Consider the following 19,107-nt stretch of genomic DNA (forward strand, 5'->3'; position numbering starts at 1 on the left):
TTACCGGCATCAATCCGGCACTTCCACACTGATATGAATCGCATCATGGCGCCAGTACTCCAGGTCGCAGTCGATCAGCCGACCATGCTGGTCGCGGTTGACCCGGGTGATGCGCAGTGCCGGGCTGCCGGCGGCGACCTTGAGCGCCGCCGCGGCGTCGGCATGCAGCGCGGTGGGCACCATGTCGAAGCGCACGCGGCCGTAACGCACGTCGTATTCGCTGGCGTACAGCTCGGTCAGCGAGCGGGTCAGGTCGAAATCAAGAATGCCGGGAAAGTAACCCGGGTTCAGGTAATGCTCGACGTACAGCACCAGGCGCCCGTCGATGCGCCGCGCCCGGCGGATCTGGTAGACGCTCGACAGCCCCGACAGGCCGAGCACCTGGCAGATCTGCGCGTTGGCCGGCATCAACCGGGCGCTCAGCACCTCGGTGGCCGGCACCCGGCCCTGTTCGGCGACCATGGCATGGAAATGGGTGCGCACCGATGGGTTATAGGCCACCCGCGCCGGCGACACGAACCAGCCGCGGCGCTCCTCGCGGTACACCAGCCCCTGGGCCTCCAGCTGCCCCAACGCCTCACGCAGGGTAATGCGGGTGGTGTCGAACAGATCGCTCAGGCGGCGCTCGGCCGGCAGCTTGCAACCGGCAGGCAGCAGGCCGTGTTCGATCTGCTCCTGCAACGCGCGGCAAATGATGGTAACGGCCCGCGGCGTGTCATCGCGCATCACCTTGATTCCTTTTGGACTAGACCAGCCTTATTACAGGGCATGTCGCAGCCATCCGTGCGGCTGCCTCTGGTCCGGCAAGCCTAGGCAAGCACCATGACCGGCAGATGACAGCCAGGCTGCAAGCAGGGCCCATGCCAGGCAATTCAAAGGATTGAGCTGGTCTACGCTCTTTAAGCGCAACGCCGATGCCAGGCGCCCGATCCCGTCGACACGAAACTGTCATTGGCAGCACCTACATTGGCTTGGCTCTTGCTGATCTAGACCAACCTCTCAATGCAAAGGAGTTTCCCAATGAAACAACTGCTACTGGCATCGCTGATGGGCAGCGCCATCGCTCTCGCCTCCCACGCCATGGCCGCCGAGACGGATTTAACTGCACTGGAACAGGCCGCACGCAAGGAAGGCGCCGTGAACAGCGTCGGCATGCCGGACAGTTGGGCCAACTGGAAGGACACCTGGCAGGACCTGGCCGACAAATACGGCCTCAAGCACATGGACACCGACATGAGTTCGGCCCAGGAAATTGCCAAGTTCGCGGCCGAGAAGGACAACGCCACCGCCGACATCGGTGACGTGGGCGCCGCATTCGGCCCCATCGCCGTGCAGCAGGGCGTGACCCAGCCCTACAAGCCGAGCACCTGGGACCAGGTACCCGAGTGGGCCAAGGACAAGGACGGCCACTGGGCGCTCGCCTACACCGGCTCGATCGCCTTCATCGTCAACAAGCAGTTAGTCAAGGACGTGCCGAAAAGCTGGGCCGACCTCAAGACCGGCAAGTACCGCGTCGCCATCGGCGACGTCAGCGCTGCCGCCCAGGCGGTCAACGGTGTGCTGGCCGCGGCCATCGCCAATGGCGGCGACGAGAAGAACATCCAGCCGGGCCTGGACTTCTTCGCCGAGATCGCCGAGCAGGGTCGCCTGTCGCTGGCCAACCCGACCATCCAGACCCTCGAGAAGGGTGAAGTGGAAGTCGGTATCGTCTGGGACTTCAACGGCCTGTCCTACCGCGACCAGATCGACCCGAACCGCTTCGAGGTGCTGATCCCGTCCGATGGCTCGGTGATCTCCGGCTACACCACCATCATCAACAAATACGCCAAGCACCCCAACGCCGCCAAGCTGACCCGCGAATACATCTTCAGCGATGCCGGGCAGATCAACCTGGCCAAGGGCAACGCCCGGCCGATTCGCGCCGAGCACCTGACCCTGCCGGCTGAAGTACAGGCCAAGCTGCTGCCCAACGAGCAGTACGCCAAGGTCAAGCCGATCAAGGATGCCGCCGCCTGGGAAGCGACCTCCAAGGCCCTGCCGCAGCAGTGGCAGGAAAACGTGATCATCAACATGGAGTGATCCAGGCAACCTGTAGCCCGGGTCGAGCGTAGCGACACCCGGGAAACCTGCCCTGGGTATCGCTGCGCTCATCCCAGGCTACGACTCTCTCAACTCAGGATCACCCATGCCGTCCAAGGTCATCCTCGTTCTGCTCGACGGCCTCAATTTCGAGGTCGCCCGGCATGCGCTCGGCCACCTGCAGGCCTATCGCGCTGCCGGGCGTGCCGCACTGTACAAGCTCGAGTGCGAACTGCCGTCGCTGTCCAGGCCGCTCTACGAGTGCATTCTCACCGGCGTCGCGCCCATCGACAGCGGCATCGTGCACAACAACGTGGTGCGCCTGAGCAGTGAGCGCAGCGTGTTCCATTACGCCCGCGCCGCGGGGCTGAGCACCGCGGCTGCCGCTTACCATTGGGTCAGCGAGCTGTATAACCGCGCGCCTTTCGTGGCCGCACGCGATCGGCATACCCGTGATGCCGAGCTGCCGATCCAGCACGGGCACTTCTATTACGTCGACCATTACCCGGACTCGCACCTGTTCGACGACGCCGAGAGCCTGCGCCTCGCCCATGCGCCGGACTTCCTGCTGGTGCACCCGATGAATATCGACGACGCCGGCCATAAGCATGGCCTGGGCAGCAGCCAATACCGCAATGCCGCGCGTGTCGCCGACATCCTGCTGGCCAACTACCTGCAAGGCTGGCTGGACGCCGGTTACCAGGTGTTGGTGACCGCCGACCACGGCATGAACGACGACCGCTCCCACAACGGCCTGCTGCCCGAAGAACGCGAAGTGCCGCTGTTCGTGCTCGGTGATGCCTTCAGCCTTAGCGACGCCGCCGCACCAAAGCAGCTCGAACTGTGCGGCACGATCTGCGAGCTGCTTGGCGTGCCCCATGACAAACCCTCGTGCCGGGAGCTGCTGCGATGAGCGCCACCCACAAACCCCGCGGCAAATGGCCGGCCCTGCTGTGCCTGCTGCCCTTCACGGTGTTCTTTATCGCCTTTCAGGTGGCCCCGCTGGTGTGGGTCGCGATCAACAGCCTCAACACCCCGGACGGCTGGGGCCTGGGCAATTTCGAGAAGGCCTTCGCCTCCAAGTTCTACATGCAGGCGGTCAAGCACAGCCTGCAGATCGCTTTCTGGTCGAGTGTGTTCGGCATGCTCATCGCCATCGTCGGCAGCTACTCGCTGCGCCAGGTGGACTCGAAACTGCGCGATTTCGTGATCGCCTTTTCCAACATGACCAGCAACTTCGCCGGCGTGCCCCTGGCCTTCGCCTTCATCATCCTGCTCGGTTTCAACGGCGCGCTGACCCTGCTGCTGATCCAGGCCGGGCTGATCGACAGCTTCAACCTGTACTCCAAGAACGGCCTGATCGTGCTCTACACCTACTTCCAGATTCCCCTCGGTGTGCTGCTGCTCTACCCGGCCTTCGACGCCCTGCGCCAGGACTGGCGCGAGTCGGCCGCACTGCTCGGCGCCGGCACCTGGGCCTTCTGGCGGCATATCGGCCTGCCGGTGCTGACCCCGGCGCTGCTCGGCACCTTCGTCATCCTGCTGGCCAATGCCCTGGGCGCCTATGCCACGGTGTATTACCTGACCACCGGCAATTTCAACGTGCTGCCGATCCGCATCGCCGCGATGATTTCCGGGGACATTTCCCTCGACCCGAACATGGCCAGCGCCCTGGCGATGATCCTGGTCGGCCTGATGGCGGCGATCACCCTCGTCCATCAGTTGCTGCTGCGAAGGAGCTACCATGTCCCGCGCTGATGCTGCCGCCACGAGTCTTTACCACCGCGTGGTGGTCTGGCTGCTGTTTCTGATCCTGCTGCTGCCGCTGGCCGGTACCCTGCTCTATTCGCTGTCCACCAGCTGGTCGGCGACCATCCTGCCGGATGGCCTGACCTTCAAATGGTACCTGGAGCTGTGGGGCGAGACGCGCTTTCTCAAGGCCTTCGGCCAGTCGCTGCTGGTCTGCTTCGGCGCCCTGGCGTTGTCGGTGGTGCTGATCCTGCCGTTGCTGTTCGTGGTGCATTACCACTTCCCGAAACTCGACGCGGTGATGAACGTGCTGATCCTGCTGCCGTTCGCCGTGCCGCCGGTGGTGTCCGCCGTGGGCCTGCTGCAGCTCTACGGCTCCGGGCCGCTGGCGATGGTCGGCACGCCGTGGATCCTGATCGGCTGCTACTTCACCATCGCCCTGCCGTTCATGTACCGGGCCATCACCAACAACCTGCAGGCGATCAACCTGCGCGACCTGATGGACGCCGCCCACCTGCTCGGCGCCAGCACCTGGAAAGCCGCCTTTCTGGTGGTGCTGCCCACCCTGCGCAAGGGCCTGATGGTGTCGCTGTTCCTGTCATTCAGCTTCCTGTTCGGCGAATTCGTGTTCGCCAACCTGCTGGTCGGCACGCGCTACGAGACGCTGCAGGTGTATCTGAACAACATGAAGAACAGCAGCGGCCACTTCAACAGCGCCCTGGTGATCTCCTACTTCTTTTTCGTCCTGGTGTTCACCTGGGCGGCCAATCAACTGAACAGGGACAAGGCATGAGTTTCCTGAGCATCCAGAACCTGCACAAGCGCTACGGCGGCACCGCGATTTTCAGCGACATCAACGCGGAGATCGAGCAAGGCGAATTCGTCACTCTGCTCGGCCCTTCGGGCTGCGGCAAATCCACCCTGCTGCGCTGCATCGCCGGCCTCACCGAGGTCAACGGCGGCAAGATCCTGCTCGGCGGCGAAGACCTGGTGCCGCTGTCGCCGCAAAAGCGCGGCATCGGCATGGTGTTCCAGAGCTACGCGCTGTTCCCCAACATGACCGCCGCGCAGAACGTCGCCTTCGGCCTGCGCATGCAGAAGGTCGGCAAGGAAGAATCCACCGCCCGCGTGCAGGAAGCCCTGGCGATGGTCGAGCTGGGCGACTTCGCCGGCCGCTACCCACATCAGCTATCCGGCGGCCAGTGCCAGCGCGTCGCCCTGGCCCGCTCGCTGGTCACCCGCCCACGGCTGCTGCTGCTCGACGAGCCGCTGTCGGCCCTCGATGCGCGCATTCGCAAGCACCTGCGCGAGCAGATCCGCAGCATCCAGCAGGAGCTGGGCCTGACCACGATTTTCGTCACCCACGATCAGGAAGAGGCGCTGGTGATGAGCGACCGCATCTTCCTGATGAACGCCGGGCGCATCGTCCAGAGCGGCGACGCGGAAACCCTTTACACCGCGCCGGCCGACGCCTTCGCCGCCGGTTTCATCGGTAACTACAACCTGCTCGACGCACCCAGCGCCAGCCGCCTGCTCGGCTATCCGGTCAGCAGCCAGGTGGCCATCCGCCCGGAAGCCATCGTGCTCGGCCAGGGCCCGATCAGCGCAATCATTCGCAGCCACGCCCTGCTCGGTAATATCATCCGCTACCGGGTGGACGCCGACGGCGTGGAACTGCTGGTCGATGTGCTCAATCGCAGCGCCGACGACCTGCACGCCAACGGCCACCCGATCTCACTGGATATCGCGGCGCATGCCGTGCGAGAGGTAGCTTGATGGCCCTGGCAATTTTCGATCTCGACGAAACCCTGATCAACGGCGACTGCGCCAGCCTGTGGAGCGAACACATGGCCACGCTGGGCTGGGTCGACGGCGAGAGCTTCATCGCCAAGGATCACCAACTGATGGCGCTGTATGCCGAAGGCAAGCTAGCCATGGAAGACTACATGATCTTCAGCCTCTCGCCGCTGGTGGGGCGCACGCCGGAAGAAGTCGCCTTCGTGGTCGAGCCGTTCGTGGAGGACGTGATCGAGCCGATCTTCTTCAGCGACGCCACCCGCTGCCTGGCCACCCACCGCGAGGCCGGCGACCGCATTCTGATCATCTCCGCCTCGGCGTACTTCCTGGTCAGCGCCATCGCCGAACGCCTCAAGGTCGACGAAGTGCTGGCCATCGATCTGCACGAGGAATACGGCCATTACAGCGGCAAGACAGAAGGCGTGCTGACCTACCGCGAAGGCAAGGTCACCCGCCTGCACGCCTGGCTGGAAGAACACGGCGAAACACTGGAAGGCGCCTACTTCTACTCCGACTCACGCAACGACCTGCCGCTGCTGCAGCGGGTCGACAACCCCCACGCAGTCAACCCCGACCCGGTGCTGCGCGAACATGCCGAACGCGAGGGCTGGCCGATCTTGAGCTGGAGTTGAGGCAGAGGCTGATAGCCGCAATATGGCGGTAGCGGCCGTTCACGATCGTGGCAGGGGCTTTAGCCCCAAGCTCTTACGCCTAACCTGGCAAAGATCGTTGCTAAGCGGATCGCCGCCCGGCCTTTCCCACAACAGCTCCGTTCACCTTTCGCTTTCGGCGGAGCCAGATATATTCATCGAACTCTGTCCAAGACAATGCTGTTCCGCGGGCCGATCAGCGATACAAGCCTGTAACGCGGGCCTCATGATCAGAGTTCTATCCGCATCGTAACTCTCCATCTCGGCTTACCGTAATTGAGGGTCGCTTTTCCTAGCCACGCCTTGGCCTTTACAGTGCTTTTATTCCATAAATAAGCCATCAATTAGCCTTTCCCCAATCATGAGTCGGTTGGGATGACGGAGCTCTATTTCTGAGGTGAATTATGCGAGTTACAGCCTATGAATCGCCCCAGGTTTCGTAGATCCCCCCGAGCTATAGAGGCCCGTCCGCTTCTGGCCGGTAGCTGCCCGTTCAGCAGCTGCAATCGCCCTGAAGCGGGCAAGTAACACGTTCATGAACATTCTGAACAGTTTCTTAGAAAGTCACACCAGCGATCAACGCAATATTGCTGTAAGGCCGGCACTCGCCCGTGCGTATCTGCACCCGCGCGGTGCGGCACGCGGCCTTGAGTTCGTCGTGGCTGACCAGTTGGCGCTCGCCCAGCTCACCTTGAGCGGTCAGCGATTCGATAGCTTCCAACCCGACCGGCGCAACTTCCAGGGTTTCCCGCGCCAGCAGATGGCCCTGCACCTGCATCTCGCTGAGCACCACCTTGAGCGTGGTGACGAAGTCCGGTACGCCGGCGGTCAGCGCCAGGTCGATGCACGGGGTGCCAGGCGGTATCGGCATGCCGGCGTCGCCGATGACGATCACATCGCCATGGCCAAGGCGGGCGATGACGGCGGAGAGTTCGGCGTTGAGCAGCGGGGTCTTTTTCATGCGGGCAACTCGTGGCGATGGGGAATCGAAGGTTGGGCGCCCGGCCGGGTAACGGCCAGGGCGGCGGCCTGTTGGCCCAGGGCGATGGCCTCTTCGAGCGGCAGGCCCTCGGCCAGGCCGGCAGCGAAGCCGCCAACGAAGGTGTCACCGGCGGCGGTGGTGTCCACCGCCACCACCGGCTCGACCGGCATATGCAGATGCCGGGTGGCGTCGGCGTACAGTACGCCCTGGCGACCCAGGGTGATCAGCACTCGCCGGGCGCCTGCCGCGAGTAATTGCCGGGCGGCCAGCAGCGCCGTGTCAGGGCCTTCGACCGGCAGCCCGGTCAGCAAGGCGGCCTCGCTTTCGTTGGGGATCAGGTAGTCGACCAGGCCGTACCAGTGCGCGGGCAAGGGGCCGATGGCCGGCGCCGGGTTGAGGATCACCGTGCGGCCCAGGGCATGGGCGCGCGCCAAGGTGGCCTCGACCGTGGCGGCCGGCACTTCCAGTTGCGCGATCACCACATCGGCCGCTGCCAGCAGGGCATCGTGATGCGCGACGCGCTCGGGGCTCATCTCACCGTTACCGCCAGCGACGATGACGATGGCGTTCTGGCCAGCATCGTCGACCAGGATCGACGCAATGCCGCTGGGCACACCGGCGGCCACCTCCACGGCGCTGCAGTCGATGCCTTCGGCCAGCAGGCCGCCGCGCAGTTCGCTGCCGTAGGCGTCATCGCCCACGCAGCCGACCATCGCCACCCGTGCGCCGAGGCGCGCCGCGGCCACTGCCTGGTTGGCGCCCTTGCCGCCCGGCGCCGTGGAGAAACCCTGGCCGGCCAGGGTTTCACCGCCAACCGGCAGGCGCGGCGCACGCACGATCAGGTCCATGTTCAGGCTGCCCATCACCACTACGTTCGCTTGCATTGCAGGTGTTCCTCTCCATCGACCGCGAGGCGCCGGGCCTTGCGGTGAATCATGCGTCGGGGGCTGCGCTGGATTCGCGCAGCACCAGAATGGGTTCGATCAGCCGCTGGGCGACGGCCAGACCGGGCGTACGGATACGTTCCAGCAGCCGCGCGGCCACCTGCTCGCCCAGCGCGCCGATGCACTGGCCGACGGTGGTCAGCGCCGGGTGCAGGTAGCGGCTCACTTCGATGTCGTCGAAGCCCACCACCGAGAGCTGCTGCGGCACCTGCAACTGGCGCTCGGCGGCGGCACGCAGCACGCCGAGGGCAATCATGTCGTTACCGGCGAAGATCGCCGTAGGCCGCTGCTCGCCTGCCAGCAGCGCCTGGGCGGCGGCATGCCCGGCCGGGCTGGTGAACGGGCAGTCCACCACCGCCCTGGCTTCGATGCCCGCCTCGTCCAGCGCGCGGCGGTAGCCGGCGGCACGTAACTGGGCCACCTGGGTACTGGCCGGGCCGCCGATACAGACGATGCGTCGATGGCCCAACTCCAGCAGGTGACAGGTGGCCAGGTAGGCGCCCTGCTCATGGTCGACCCGCAACTGGTCGGCGCTGACGCCGTCCAGGGAACGGTCGACCAGCACCAGCGGCACCCGCAGGTTGGCCAGGGCTTTGGCGAAAGCCGCGTCACTGGCCACGGTGGCGACGATCAGCCCGTCGATGCGCCGCTCCAGCAACACGCGCAAGTAGCGCAGCTGCTTGTCAGTGTCGTCATCGGAGTTGCACAGGATCACGCTGTAACCGTTGCGCTCGGCGTGGTCCTCGATGCCGCGGGCCAACTCGGCAAAATACGGGTTGCTGGCGTTGGGCACCAGCAGGCCCAAGGTGCCGGTAGCGCGCACCCGCAGCGAGCGCGCCACGCCGCTGGGTACGTAGCCCAGTTCGGCGATGGCGGCCTCCACCTTGCTGCGCACCAGGTCGCTGACCGGGCGCGTACCGTTCACCACGTGAGAAACCGTGGTATAGGAAATGCCTGCCCGGGCGGCGACGTCCTTGATGGTGGCCATGAGCAGTCAGGCCCGGCGCTTGGCGCGGTAGCTGCGGTAGGTGTCGAGAATCACCGCGACGACGATCACCGCACCGGTGATGATGCGCTTGGTCGGCTCGCTGGCGCCGATCTGCGCCAGCCCCGCGGCCAGCACGGAGATGATCAGCACGCCGAAGAAGGTGCTGATCACCGAGCCGCGACCGCCCATCAGGCTGGTACCGCCGATCACCACGGCGGCGATCACCTGTAGCTCCAGGCCGGAGCCGGCATTCGGGTCGGCGGCTTCCAGGCGAGATATCTGGAACAGCGCGGCCAGGCCGGCGAGCAGGCCCATCAGGGCGAACACCGAGATCTTGTAGGGTTTGGGGTTGATGCCGGCCAGACGTACCGCTTCCTCGTTGGTGCCGATGGCCACCAGATAACGGCCGAACACCGTGCGGGTGAGCAGCAGGTGCGCGGCAGCGATCACCAGCAGGGCGATCACGAACGATGGCGAGATGCCCGCAGCGAACGGCGTCGACAGCCAGGCATAGGCGTCGCCGATATACGCGGTGCGCGAATCGGTGAGCTGATAGGCCAGGCCTCGGGCCATCTCCAGCACGCCGAGGGAGACGATGAACGAGGGAATGCCCCAGGCCACCGTGATGATCCCGGTGACGCTGCCGGCCAACGCCGCGCAGGCCATGCCCAGCAGCGCGGCAGGCAGGATGCCCCAGCCGAAACCAAGGGTGGCGACGCTGACCACGGCCGCGGCCAGGGCCAGCACCGAGCCCACCGACAGGTCAATGCCGCCGATGATCAGGATCAGCGTCATGCCCACCGCCAGCACCATCAGATCGGGAATCTGGTTGGCCAGGGTGGTGAACGTCGCGTAGGACAGGAAGTGGCTGCTCAGGGTCGAGAACAGCACGATCATCGCCAGCAGCGCACCGGCCAGACCCAGGTAGGTGCCCAGGCCCTGATGCGTGCCGCTGCGCTTGGCCGGCGTGGCGGATGGAGTGGTCATTGGCAAAGCTCCTATAACGGGGGGGCGACGTCGCCGAGCAAGGCCTCGCGGCTGCGGTAGCCGGCGAAGGCGGCAGCCAGCAGACGGTCCTGGGTCCAGTCATCGCGGTCGAAGGTTTCGATCAGGCGCCCAGCGGACAGCACACCGATGCGGTCGCAGATCAGCATCAGCTCGCGCAGGTCGCTGGACACCACCACCAGGGCCTTGCCCTGGCGTGCCAGCTCACCGAGCAGGCCGTAGATTTCGAATTTGGCGCCCACGTCGATGCCGCGGGTCGGCTCGTCGAAGAGCAGCACCTGGCAGTCACGCTCCAGCCAGCGGCCGATCACCACCTTCTGCTGGTTGCCGCCGGACAGCTCGACCACCGCCTGGTGGGCGCCGTTGCAGCGAATGCGCATGGCGTCGATCTGCCGCTGCGCCAAAGCCTGCTCCGCCGCTGGGCGCATCACGCCGTGTCTGGACACTGCAGGCATGTTGCCCAGCGCTAGGTTGGCGGCGATCGGCTGGCCGAGCAGCAGGCCTTCGCCCTTGCGGTCTTCGGTGATCAGCGCGATGCCGTGGCTCACTGCCTCAGCCGGTGAACGCACGCGCGCCGGTGCAGGCGGGTTGCCGATGGCCACCTCGCCGCTGTCGGCGCGGTCGGCGCCATAGATCAGCCGCAGTAACTCGGTACGGCCCGCGCCGATCAGCCCGGAAATACCGTAGATTTCCCCGGCCCGCACGGTGAATGACACGTCGTCGACCTTGCCGCGCCGGCACAGCTTGCTGACCTGCAACAACGGTGCGCCAATCTTTCGCTCGCCCAGGTCGATGGCTTCGCCGACCTCACGGCCGACCATCAGGGTCACCAGCTCGTCGCTGCTGTAGCGGTCGATGGGCTCCACCGCCACCAGTTGGCCGTCGCGCAGCACGGCGATGCGCTGCGCCACTTTCGCCAGTTCTTCCAGGCGGTGGGAGATGTACACGATGGCCACCCCGGCCTCGCGCAGGCGCTGGATCTGCTCGAACAGCAGATCGACCTCGCGGGCGGTGAGCATGGCGGTCGGCTCGTCGAGCACCAGCACGCGGCACTCGCCGATCAGGTTGCGGGCGATCTCGACCATCTGCTGATGGCCGACGCCCAACGATGCCACCGGCGTGTCCGGGTCGATGGCTTCCAGGCCGACCCGCGCCATGGCCTCGCGCGCCATTTCGCGCAGGCGGCCACGGGCAATCCAGCCGCCGCGGCTGGGCAGGTTGTCGAGAAACAGGTTCTCGGCCACGGTCAGGGTGGGCAGCAGGTTGAGTTCCTGCAGCACCATGCGCACGCCGAGGCGTTCGGCATCGCGGCGGCTGGCCGGTGCATAGGGCTGGCCGAGAAAGCTCAGGGAGCCCGTGGTCGGTTGCTCCAGCCCACAGAAAATCTTTGAGAGGGTACTTTTGCCGGCGCCGTTCTCGCCGGTCAGCGCCAGCACTTCACCGGCGCGCAGCTCCAGCCCGACCCCGCCCAGCACGGGCTGAACGTAGGTCTTGCCGATATCGCGGGCGGCGAGAACGGTCTCGCCGCCGGTTACCGCATGGGTCACGGCTTGGTCACGAGTTCGACGGGGGTTTCGATCACACCGTCCTTGGCATCGGTGGGCTCACCCTTGACCAGCTTGAGCGCCGCCTCGATGCCGAACACCGCCTGGCGCGCCGCGAACTGGTCGGCGGTGGCGAGCACGCGGCCGTCCTTGAGCATCGGCTTGATGGCGTTGATGTTGTCGTAACCGACCACCTGCACCTGGTCCTTCTTGCCAGCGGCACGCACTGCGGACACCGCGCCGAGGGCCATGCTGTCGTTGCCGGCCAGCAGCGCCTTGAGGTTCGGGTACTCGTTGAGCATGGCCGAGGCCACGGCGTTGCCGCGGTCGATCTCCCAGTTGCCGGACTGCACGCCGACGATCTTCATACCGGCCGCTTCCATGGCGTCCTTGAAGCCCGCGGTGCGCTGCTTGGCGTTGGTGGTGGTGGACACGCCTTCGATGATGCCGACCTCGTCACCGGCCTTGAGCTTTTCCTTGGCCAGGTATTCGCCGACCAGGCGCGCGCCCTTGCGGTTGTCCGGGCCTACGAACGGCACATCCAGGCCCTTGCTCTTGACCACTTCCGGATCGAGGCGGTTATCGATGTTGACCACCTTGATGCCGGCATCGCTGGCCTTCTTGATCACCGGCACCAGCGCTTTGGAATCGGCGGGCGCGATCACCAGGGCATCGACCTTGGCGACGATCATCTGCTCGACGATGCGGATCTGCGCCGAGGTATCGGTCTCATCCTTGATGCCGTTGGCGATCAACTCGAACTGACTGGGGTTCTCTTTCTGGTAGGCCTTGGCACCGTCTTCCATGGTGCGAAAGAACTCGTTGGCGAGGGATTTCATCACCAGTGCGACGCGAGGTGGCTCGCCTTCGGCGGCATGGGCAGTGGAGAAACTGACAAGGGCGGCGGCACCAAGGGCGATGGCGGCGCACAGACGGGCAGGACGGAAACCGGACATGGGCGAACTCCGTGATTATTGTCGTTGTTATCGATACGCAAACGTTTGCGTGCCTATAAAACTATGAAATGGTCGGCTTTTTGTCAATTGCCACTAGCCGTCAAAGCCTATCGTCCGAGTCGAACATGCAAACCGGCTGCTGCCCCCGGCATGGCCGTGAGATGGTGAAAACGGTCTTTGCGACTGCAACCGAGCTGGATCCTGGGTTACGTTTAGCAGACTCTCTACCCATCATTTTCGCTGACAAGCTTCGTAGGCTTGACCGCAGCTGAGAACCGCGAGAAAGCGCCATGAAGAAAAAGATGAATCAAACGACGCTGCTATGGGCCCTGCTTTTCGTCACGATGCCGGGCCTGGCATCCATGCGCTGCGGCACCTCGCTGATCGCTCTGGGCGATACGCTTGATCGGGTACAGACCCTCTGTGGAACACCCGCTCAAAGCCGTGTAGAGCCGCCGGATAGGCGGCCTGCCAATCCGCATCGAACGCATTCGGTAGAGGTGCAAACCTGGTCTTATCCGCCTAGAAATGGCGCGGTGCGCAATCTGCGCTTCATCGACGGAAAGCTGGTCGATATCAGCATCGAGCGCCAGCGTTAGTGCGCGATCAAGGCACCTGATGCCTCAAGCGCCCACAACAACCATGAGCGATGGCAAGGCACCGCAGGGCTGACGCATACACTCCTACTGGCCCCGATGGGTCACTCGATGCGAATGCGGTACTCGACGGCCCGCCGTTCCTGCTGGTTCGGGAAGGAGGAGAACGTCACCGAATCCTCGCCCGGCTTTTCGCCCGCCAGGTAGACGAAACGGTCGACCTTGGCCACGTCACCCTCGACCCGGTACTCGCGTTTCCAACGGCCCAGTCTGGGCGCGCTGTTACCCAGTTTCTCCACCGGCATCCACAACTCGCGGCGCGTCCTGCGCCCTTCCTCGGTGAGATGGTCGAGGACCACGCAACGCTCACCCAGCCCGACTCGCACCGGTATCACCAGATTGCCGTGCACCTCATCGCGAAACGCGGCTTCGGTGTCCACCTCGCAGGCCAGGCTCTGCGCGCTGGCCAACAGCAGCGCCATCGCACACCAGGCACGACCGCTCATGGGCACACCACTTCGCTGGCCGCATAACGCTGCGCCGGCTGGACGATCTGCTCCTGGGCGCTGACCAGTGGCAGGTCGCGCGAGCCTTCGGCGGTGGCTCCGACCAGGGCGTACAGCGTGGCGGTAGCCAGCGCCAGTGCCTGGGGCAAGGCATGGCCGGACAGCAAACGCGCCAGCAGGGTCGCCGAGAACACGTCGCCCATGCCGTTGGGCAGCGGATGCAATGCCAGGCGCGGCGTGTTCACCAGCCAGGCGCCTTCGCCATTGACCGCCAGGGTGCACAGCTGGTCCGCGGGAATGTCCGGCGTGGCCAGGCTGGTGATCACCACCACGTCCGGCCCGCGGCCACGCAACTGGCGCGCCACCCGCACCGCCTCGTCGACGCTGCCCAGCTTGCTGCCGGTAAGCAGCTCGAACTCGAACTGGTTGGGGGTGATGATGTTGGCGCAGGGGATCGCCAGGTTACGCAGGAAATCGGGGATCGCCGCATTGACGAACACGCCCCGCCCTACATCGCCCATCACCGGGTCGCAGAGGTAGCGCACGCCGGGATTGTCGCGGCGGATCTCGTCCACCGCCTCGAGAATCACCGCGCCGATGGCCGCATCGCCCAGGTAACCGGACAGCACCGCCGAAACCCGCGACAACGCGCCGCGATCACGCAGGCCGGCGAGCACCTCGCGAATGTGCTCGGCATCGAACACCTGGCCGCGAAACTGGCCGTAGCCGGTGTGGTTGGAAAACTGCACCGTGTGCACCGGCAACACTTCGAAGCCCAGGCGCTGCAGCGGGAACACCGCGGCGTCGTTGCCGACATGGCCGAGGGCAACGTGGGACTGGATGGATAGCACCAGAGGTGGTTGAGTAGCGCTCATGGGCGGGCGGGATCCTGTCATGGACGGCGCAAGGCCAGTGCCGGCATTATTCGCCAATCCCCCCTGAGATTCCATGGCAAACGGAGTGCCCAATGCCCTGCCCCATCGACCCGGTCATTCAGGAACAACCCTCGGGCTGTGGCATCGCTGCCTGCGCGGTGCTGACTGGGGTCAGCTACGGCGAAAGCCGGCGCCGTTTCCGGGCTGGGGGCGTTTGCCGGACCGCGCATTGCTGGCCATCCGCTGGCGCCTGGAATAGGCCGAGCCGTCCTGGCATTGGGTGGTATTCGCCCGCGACGCCGGGCAAGCCCGCACGCTGAAGCACAACGTGCGCACCGACTTCTGGCGCATGCAGCCCAAGTGGTTCATGGTCGTCAATACCGACAAGCCAAGGGAGCCACGCCAATGACCGCACGAATACGCACCATCCAAGCGGATATCACCACGCTCGAGGTCGATGCCATCGTCAATGCCGCCAACTCGTCGCTGCTCGGTGGCGGCGGCGTGGATGGCGCCATCCATCGCGCGGCGGGCAGCGATCTACTGCACGAATGCCGTCTGCTCGGCGGCTGCAAGACCGGTGAGGCCAAGCGCACCGGCGGCTACCGATTGCCGGCGCGTTTCATCGTGCATACCGTGGGGCCGGTATGGCGCGGTGGCGCGTACGGTGAAGAGGCGCTGCTGATCGACTGCTACCGCAACGCCCTGCGCCTGGCGGCCGAGGTGGACGCCCATTCCATCGCCTTTCCAAGCATCAGCACCGGTATCTTCGGTTACCCCATCGAGCAGGCGGCCCACACCGCGGTGAGCACGGTGCGGGCCGAACTGACGCGGTATCCCGGCATCGACGAGGTGCTGTTCTGCTGTTTCTCGGCCGGCGACCTGGCCGTTTACCAGCGTGCGCTGGATGAGCGCATCAGTTGATCAGAACGCCAGCTTGAAGCCGATCACCATCAGCATGATCGCCAGGAACGGTCGCAGCACGTTGTCGGACACGCGCCCGGACAGGTGGCTGCCGAAGAAAATGCCCGGCAGCGAGCCCAGCAGCAGGTAGCCCAGCACGCCCCAGTCCAGGTTGCCGAGCCCGGCGTGGCCAAGGCCCGCCACCAGAGTCAGCGGCACGGCGTGGGCGATTTCGGTGCCCACCAGGCGGCGCGTGGGCATCAGCGGGTAAAGCAGGAACAGCGCCACGGTGCCGAGGGCGCCGGCGCCAATGGAAGTCAGGGTGACCATGAAGCCGAGCACCAGGCCGACCACGACCGTCAACGCGTTGAGCCGCCCCGGGCTGAAGTGAAACCCGTCGCCGGCATGGCGGCTGGCGAAGGCGAACAACTGTTTCTTGAACAAGATCGCCGTGGCGGTCAACAGCAGCACGATACCCAGCGCATGCTTGATCAATTCATTGGTGGCGTGTTGATCGCCCGGCAGCAGAGTCAGCGCCAGCAGCGTCAACAAGGCCGCGGGGACACTGCCCGCCGCCAGCCAGGCGGTCACCGACCAGTCGATATTGCGGTTACGCTGGTGAACGAAAACCCCACCGGCCTTGGTGATCGCCGCATACAGCAGGTCGGTGCCAACCGCCGCCGCCGGGTTGATGCCGAACCACAGCAGAATGGGCGTCATCAGCGAGCCGCCGCCCACCCCCGTCATGCCCACGATAAAGCCTACTACCAGCCCCGCGATGACGAAGCCCAAGCCACCAAAATCCATACCTGCCCCAATTGCCGTCGTCGGCTCATTTGTCAGGCGCGCAGGATAACCACTTGAACATAAAGGACATATACCGAGTAAGCATTTGCTTATAACAGTTATAAAGCTCGGCACCACCAGGCTCGGTGCCGATCCGTGTTCAGCCGAAACTTACCGATGCCTCAGCGGAAACGGACGCCCCTGCCCGTGTATTGCGCGGTAGCCGTGAAGATCCCATCGGCGACGGAAACCTTGGCAGGCCGGGTTCTGTTGATTGACCGCAGCCGTCAATCAACAGCGCTATTGTCGGCATCGCCACCGATAAACCCATGGCGGTCGGCCCGCCGTGGTGCCAGATGTTCAGGACACGGTGCCTCGCTCGATGGCAGGCTCAGTCGTCCATCTGCAGGCTGAGCACCTGCAGCTCGGGGTCGGCGTCAATCTGCGCGCGGGTGAAAGGCAATCGCCGCCAGGCCTGCCGGGTGAACAGCTCGGTCTGGTCCTTGAAGTGCGCCGAAGCCGGATCGCTGGACTGGGAAAACGCCAGCAGTCCCTGGGCCACCGGCCCGCGGTCATCGAAACTGACCAGTTGCAGGTAACTGCTGCCACTGACCACGGCCAGGCGACCGTCAGCCTGCCGTTCGCTTTGCATCGCATTGTAGATACCAAAGCGCCCATCGCCGCCGGGGATCGGGATCCAGGTGCTGCCACGCTGCACCCCTTGAACCTGTCCCCAGGTCGCCTGCGCGGGCAGGCCGGCATCGGCGACCTCACGGCTGGCCTGGCGCAGGGCATCGCTCAGGCGGCTGGCGGCGTTCGCTTGTCGCCACGCCAGGCCGCGCGGGGTATTCAGCGGATCCGCAGGATCGAACGGTACGCGCCAGGGCACCTCATCCAGCTCCAACGCGGCCATGAAACGCTGGAAGTACAGGAAGCCTGCCCCGGCATCCAGCGATGCCTTGCGATTCCAGCTCGCCAAGGCCGAGCAGCCTGGCGCCAACTGCGCGTCGCGAGCGCGACTCGCGCAGAAAGCGAGCAGATCGTCCAGCAGCAGATCGGCCTGATAAACACGATTGTCGTCCACCAGCGCCTTGAGGAAAGCTTCGCTGAACGGCTGGTCGCCCTGCTTGCCCAGTTGTTCAAGGGCGTAGCGGGCGCGCAACCCGAGCGGGTGGGCATCACGACTGACCAGCGGCGAGAAACCGCTCAGGGGCTGCTGCGGATTGCTCAGCCAGGCACTGTCGTTGGAGTTCTGTACGAAATCTTCGCGCTGCAGCAGCGGCAGGTGAGACGCCGCGACCACGCCAGGGGCCGCGGCGCCCGAGTCATTCTGCCAGTCGCACTCGCTGCGGCTGCCATCCAGGCCCGGCAGCCCCTCGGCGACCAGCGCCGGCAGCGCGCAGGTGGACAGGCGTTGCAGCGGGATGTGCGGGATGCGCGAACCATTGAAGTACAGTGCCTGCCCCTGATCGTCGGCTGCCAGGGTATTGACCCAGGGAATCCCTTGGTAGGTTTCGATGGAACTGCGCAAGCCGCCCACATCGGTGGCGCGGTTGATGGCCAGCCACTGTTCGAGAACGGTGTGGTTGGCCAGGTTGACATCCTGCAGAGCGAATGCCTGTTCCAGGTTCCAGTCGAGCTTGCCGGGCCAGTTCAGCAACGGGCCGAAGCGCGACTCGTAAAGAGTATGACGCTCGGTCGACAGGCTGCCGTCGGCCTCGCGAACCTCGACCTGCAACGTGGTTTTGCTCAACGGCAGGCTGCGGCCATCGAACAGGTAGCGGGTCGGATCCTTGGGGTCGAGCGCCAGGCGGTGCAGGGTAAAGTGACTCGAATTATCCACGGTATGGGTCCAGGCCAGGTGGCGATTGAAACCGATGTTCACCACTGGCAGGCCCGGCAGGGCGGCGCCCATGACATCCAGGCGCCCCGGTATGGTCAGGTGCATCTGGTAGAAACGCATGCCGCCGGACCACGGGAAATGGGGGTTGGCCAGAAGCCGGCCCTTGCCGTTCTCGGTACGCTGGCCGCCCACGGCGATGGCGTTGCTGCCGCGTTCCAGGCGAAAGTCGGCCAGCCGCGCCAGGCTCGGTGGCGCCGCCACGCGGGCCGCGGAAGCGCCTGGCGGTGCAGCCCCCAGGAGCGCCTCGACGAACTGCCCGAGTCCGCCCTCGACCAGCAGGCGGCGCACCAGGCGCACTAGGTCATCCTCGTGCAGCGGGCGCAACCAGGCAGCCCCTCGGCAACTGGCCGGCTGCGCGGTATCGGCCAGGTAACGGTTGAAGCCCTTGACGTAGCCGGAGAGCAGCTGCCGCACCGCCGGGCTCTGCGCCGCACGGAACTCGGCAAGGGCCTGATCGCGGTTCAACCAGCGGAAGAACAGGTCCGAGGACAGGTTGTCCAGCCCGCTGGATGCATGCCCTTCGCGCCCCAGGAAACGGGCGCGTTCGCCGCGTACGGTGAGCACCTCGTCGGCCAGCAGGCACAGATTGTCGCGGGCATAGGCATAGCCGATGCCATAACCGAGCCCCTGCTCATCGGCCGCCTGGATATGCGGAACCCCGAAGGCTGTCCAGCGAATCTCCACCGACCGTGTGGGTGCCATATCGGCAGCGCTCGCCAAACTTGCTCCACCCAGGAAGGCAATACCCAGCATCATGGTTTTGTACACCGTTACCTCCATTGGCCCAGCACAGGAACGCGACAAAGCGCGGCACAGGGAAAACGCTGAACCAGGCGGAAAATTT

At 65.1% G+C, this 19,107-nt stretch carries 20 protein-coding genes; 9 read left to right on the forward strand and 11 right to left on the reverse strand.

From position 1 onward, the window contains the following. Positions 1 to 9: 9 nt before the first annotated feature. Positions 10 to 726 carry a UTRA domain-containing protein gene (locus BVH03_RS16410; protein ID WP_075962163.1) on the reverse strand — a complete coding sequence of 239 codons (717 nt, stop codon included), beginning with the start codon at positions 724 to 726 and terminating at the stop codon, positions 10 to 12. Between the two features lie 294 nt (positions 727 to 1,020). Here BVH03_RS16410 and BVH03_RS16415 point away from each other — a divergent pair, with 294 nt between their 5' ends. The 6 genes from BVH03_RS16415 (at position 1,021) to BVH03_RS16440 (ending at position 6,257) form a co-directional block, all read left to right on the forward strand. After that, the gene (locus tag BVH03_RS16415) at positions 1,021 to 2,079 is read left to right on the forward strand and encodes an ABC transporter substrate-binding protein (RefSeq protein WP_027904654.1); all 1,059 of its coding nucleotides are present in this window, start codon (positions 1,021 to 1,023) and stop codon (positions 2,077 to 2,079) included. A 106-nt stretch (positions 2,080 to 2,185) separates the two neighbouring features. Further along, a complete protein-coding gene (locus BVH03_RS16420) occupies positions 2,186 to 2,992 on the forward strand; it encodes an alkaline phosphatase family protein (RefSeq protein WP_075962164.1) in 807 nt (268 codons plus the stop codon). Further along, entirely contained in the window at positions 2,989 to 3,837 is an 849-nt protein-coding gene (locus BVH03_RS16425) for an ABC transporter permease subunit (RefSeq protein ID WP_075962165.1), read from the forward strand. Before BVH03_RS16420 ends, BVH03_RS16425 begins: the two co-directional genes overlap by 4 nt. Beyond that, the gene (locus BVH03_RS16430; protein WP_075962166.1) at positions 3,824 to 4,621 is read left to right on the forward strand and encodes an ABC transporter permease; all 798 of its coding nucleotides are present in this window, start codon (positions 3,824 to 3,826) and stop codon (positions 4,619 to 4,621) included. The genes BVH03_RS16425 and BVH03_RS16430 overlap by 14 nt, the downstream gene beginning before the upstream one ends. Continuing rightward, positions 4,618 to 5,604: an ABC transporter ATP-binding protein gene (locus BVH03_RS16435; protein WP_075962167.1), complete on the forward strand. Its 987-nt coding sequence runs from the start codon at positions 4,618 to 4,620 to the stop codon at positions 5,602 to 5,604. The genes BVH03_RS16430 and BVH03_RS16435 overlap by 4 nt, the downstream gene beginning before the upstream one ends. Continuing rightward, entirely contained in the window at positions 5,604 to 6,257 is a 654-nt protein-coding gene (locus BVH03_RS16440; RefSeq protein WP_075962168.1) for an HAD family phosphatase, read from the forward strand. Before BVH03_RS16435 ends, BVH03_RS16440 begins: the two co-directional genes overlap by 1 nt. 574 nt (positions 6,258 to 6,831) lie before the next feature. Here the strand turns inward: BVH03_RS16440 and rbsD are convergent. Genes rbsD through BVH03_RS16470 form a run of 6 tightly spaced genes read right to left on the reverse strand, consistent with a single transcriptional unit; the run spans position 6,832 to position 12,694 of the window. Next, the gene (gene rbsD / locus BVH03_RS16445; protein WP_075962169.1) at positions 6,832 to 7,236 is read right to left on the reverse strand and encodes a D-ribose pyranase; all 405 of its coding nucleotides are present in this window, start codon (positions 7,234 to 7,236) and stop codon (positions 6,832 to 6,834) included. Next, positions 7,233 to 8,141, reverse strand: coding sequence for a ribokinase (gene rbsK, locus BVH03_RS16450; protein ID WP_075962170.1), 909 nt, complete (start codon positions 8,139 to 8,141; stop codon positions 7,233 to 7,235). The genes rbsD and rbsK overlap by 4 nt, the downstream gene beginning before the upstream one ends. 49 nt (positions 8,142 to 8,190) lie before the next feature. Continuing rightward, positions 8,191 to 9,189 (reverse strand): LacI family DNA-binding transcriptional regulator, encoded by a 999-nt coding sequence (locus BVH03_RS16455; RefSeq protein WP_075962171.1) that lies wholly within the window; start codon positions 9,187 to 9,189, stop codon positions 8,191 to 8,193. 6 nt (positions 9,190 to 9,195) lie between these two features. Continuing rightward, positions 9,196 to 10,176, reverse strand: a complete 981-nt coding sequence (locus BVH03_RS16460; RefSeq protein WP_075962172.1) for an ABC transporter permease — start codon at positions 10,174 to 10,176, stop codon at positions 9,196 to 9,198. Between the two features lie 11 nt (positions 10,177 to 10,187). Next, the gene (locus tag BVH03_RS16465; RefSeq protein ID WP_075962173.1) at positions 10,188 to 11,741 is read right to left on the reverse strand and encodes a sugar ABC transporter ATP-binding protein; all 1,554 of its coding nucleotides are present in this window, start codon (positions 11,739 to 11,741) and stop codon (positions 10,188 to 10,190) included. After that, a complete protein-coding gene (locus tag BVH03_RS16470) occupies positions 11,738 to 12,694 on the reverse strand; it encodes a sugar ABC transporter substrate-binding protein (RefSeq protein ID WP_075962174.1) in 957 nt (318 codons plus the stop codon). Before BVH03_RS16470 ends, BVH03_RS16465 begins: the two co-directional genes overlap by 4 nt. A gap of 290 nt (positions 12,695 to 12,984) precedes the next feature. On the opposite strand from BVH03_RS16470, the gene BVH03_RS16475 reads away from it, so the two are divergent. Further along, a complete protein-coding gene (locus BVH03_RS16475; RefSeq protein WP_083640078.1) occupies positions 12,985 to 13,293 on the forward strand; it encodes a DUF2845 domain-containing protein in 309 nt (102 codons plus the stop codon). Positions 13,294 to 13,394: 101 nt separating this feature from the next. On the opposite strand, the gene BVH03_RS16480 is transcribed toward BVH03_RS16475, so the two are convergent. After that, positions 13,395 to 13,796 (reverse strand): hypothetical protein, encoded by a 402-nt coding sequence (locus BVH03_RS16480; RefSeq protein WP_143485982.1) that lies wholly within the window; start codon positions 13,794 to 13,796, stop codon positions 13,395 to 13,397. Continuing rightward, the gene (gene pdxY / locus BVH03_RS16485) at positions 13,793 to 14,671 is read right to left on the reverse strand and encodes a pyridoxal kinase PdxY (protein WP_075962176.1); all 879 of its coding nucleotides are present in this window, start codon (positions 14,669 to 14,671) and stop codon (positions 13,793 to 13,795) included. The genes BVH03_RS16480 and pdxY overlap by 4 nt, the downstream gene beginning before the upstream one ends. Before the next feature lie 280 nt (positions 14,672 to 14,951). Here pdxY and BVH03_RS26905 point away from each other — a divergent pair, with 280 nt between their 5' ends. Together BVH03_RS26905 and BVH03_RS16495 are read left to right on the forward strand one after the other, a co-directional pair. Beyond that, positions 14,952 to 15,080 carry a hypothetical protein gene (locus BVH03_RS26905; RefSeq protein WP_256574723.1) on the forward strand — a complete coding sequence of 43 codons (129 nt, stop codon included), beginning with the start codon at positions 14,952 to 14,954 and terminating at the stop codon, positions 15,078 to 15,080. Then, entirely contained in the window at positions 15,077 to 15,595 is a 519-nt protein-coding gene (locus tag BVH03_RS16495) for an O-acetyl-ADP-ribose deacetylase (protein WP_075962177.1), read from the forward strand. The genes BVH03_RS26905 and BVH03_RS16495 overlap by 4 nt, the downstream gene beginning before the upstream one ends. On the opposite strand, the gene BVH03_RS16500 is transcribed toward BVH03_RS16495, so the two are convergent. Both BVH03_RS16500 and BVH03_RS16505 read right to left on the reverse strand, forming a co-directional pair. After that, positions 15,596 to 16,381 carry a sulfite exporter TauE/SafE family protein gene (locus tag BVH03_RS16500; protein WP_075962178.1) on the reverse strand — a complete coding sequence of 262 codons (786 nt, stop codon included), beginning with the start codon at positions 16,379 to 16,381 and terminating at the stop codon, positions 15,596 to 15,598. Positions 16,382 to 16,751: 370 nt separating this feature from the next. Next, positions 16,752 to 19,043, reverse strand: a complete 2,292-nt coding sequence (locus BVH03_RS16505) for an acylase (protein ID WP_083640079.1) — start codon at positions 19,041 to 19,043, stop codon at positions 16,752 to 16,754. Positions 19,044 to 19,107: the final 64 nt, after the last annotated feature.

The sequence above is a fragment of the Pseudomonas sp. PA15(2017) genome, from assembly GCF_001945395.1.
Classification (GTDB): domain Bacteria; phylum Pseudomonadota; class Gammaproteobacteria; order Pseudomonadales; family Pseudomonadaceae; genus Aquipseudomonas.

Coding starts and splice junctions, on each gene's coding strand:
- BVH03_RS16410 (WP_075962163.1), bottom strand. CDS start 726: ATGCGCGATGACACGCCGCGGGCCGTTACCATCATTTGCCGCGCGTTG.
- BVH03_RS16415 (WP_027904654.1), top strand. CDS start 1,021: ATGAAACAACTGCTACTGGCATCGCTGATGGGCAGCGCCATCGCTCTC.
- BVH03_RS16420 (WP_075962164.1), top strand. CDS start 2,186: ATGCCGTCCAAGGTCATCCTCGTTCTGCTCGACGGCCTCAATTTCGAG.
- BVH03_RS16425 (WP_075962165.1), top strand. CDS start 2,989: ATGAGCGCCACCCACAAACCCCGCGGCAAATGGCCGGCCCTGCTGTGC.
- BVH03_RS16430 (WP_075962166.1), top strand. CDS start 3,824: ATGTCCCGCGCTGATGCTGCCGCCACGAGTCTTTACCACCGCGTGGTG.
- BVH03_RS16435 (WP_075962167.1), top strand. CDS start 4,618: ATGAGTTTCCTGAGCATCCAGAACCTGCACAAGCGCTACGGCGGCACC.
- BVH03_RS16440 (WP_075962168.1), top strand. CDS start 5,604: ATGGCCCTGGCAATTTTCGATCTCGACGAAACCCTGATCAACGGCGAC.
- rbsD (WP_075962169.1), bottom strand. CDS start 7,236: ATGAAAAAGACCCCGCTGCTCAACGCCGAACTCTCCGCCGTCATCGCC.
- rbsK (WP_075962170.1), bottom strand. CDS start 8,141: ATGCAAGCGAACGTAGTGGTGATGGGCAGCCTGAACATGGACCTGATC.
- BVH03_RS16455 (WP_075962171.1), bottom strand. CDS start 9,189: ATGGCCACCATCAAGGACGTCGCCGCCCGGGCAGGCATTTCCTATACC.
- BVH03_RS16460 (WP_075962172.1), bottom strand. CDS start 10,176: ATGACCACTCCATCCGCCACGCCGGCCAAGCGCAGCGGCACGCATCAG.
- BVH03_RS16470 (WP_075962174.1), bottom strand. CDS start 12,694: ATGTCCGGTTTCCGTCCTGCCCGTCTGTGCGCCGCCATCGCCCTTGGT.
- BVH03_RS16475 (WP_083640078.1), top strand. CDS start 12,985: ATGAAGAAAAAGATGAATCAAACGACGCTGCTATGGGCCCTGCTTTTC.
- BVH03_RS16480 (WP_143485982.1), bottom strand. CDS start 13,796: ATGAGCGGTCGTGCCTGGTGTGCGATGGCGCTGCTGTTGGCCAGCGCG.
- pdxY (WP_075962176.1), bottom strand. CDS start 14,671: ATGAGCGCTACTCAACCACCTCTGGTGCTATCCATCCAGTCCCACGTT.
- BVH03_RS16495 (WP_075962177.1), top strand. CDS start 15,077: ATGACCGCACGAATACGCACCATCCAAGCGGATATCACCACGCTCGAG.
- BVH03_RS16500 (WP_075962178.1), bottom strand. CDS start 16,381: ATGGATTTTGGTGGCTTGGGCTTCGTCATCGCGGGGCTGGTAGTAGGC.
- BVH03_RS16505 (WP_083640079.1), bottom strand. CDS start 19,043: ATGGAGGTAACGGTGTACAAAACCATGATGCTGGGTATTGCCTTCCTG.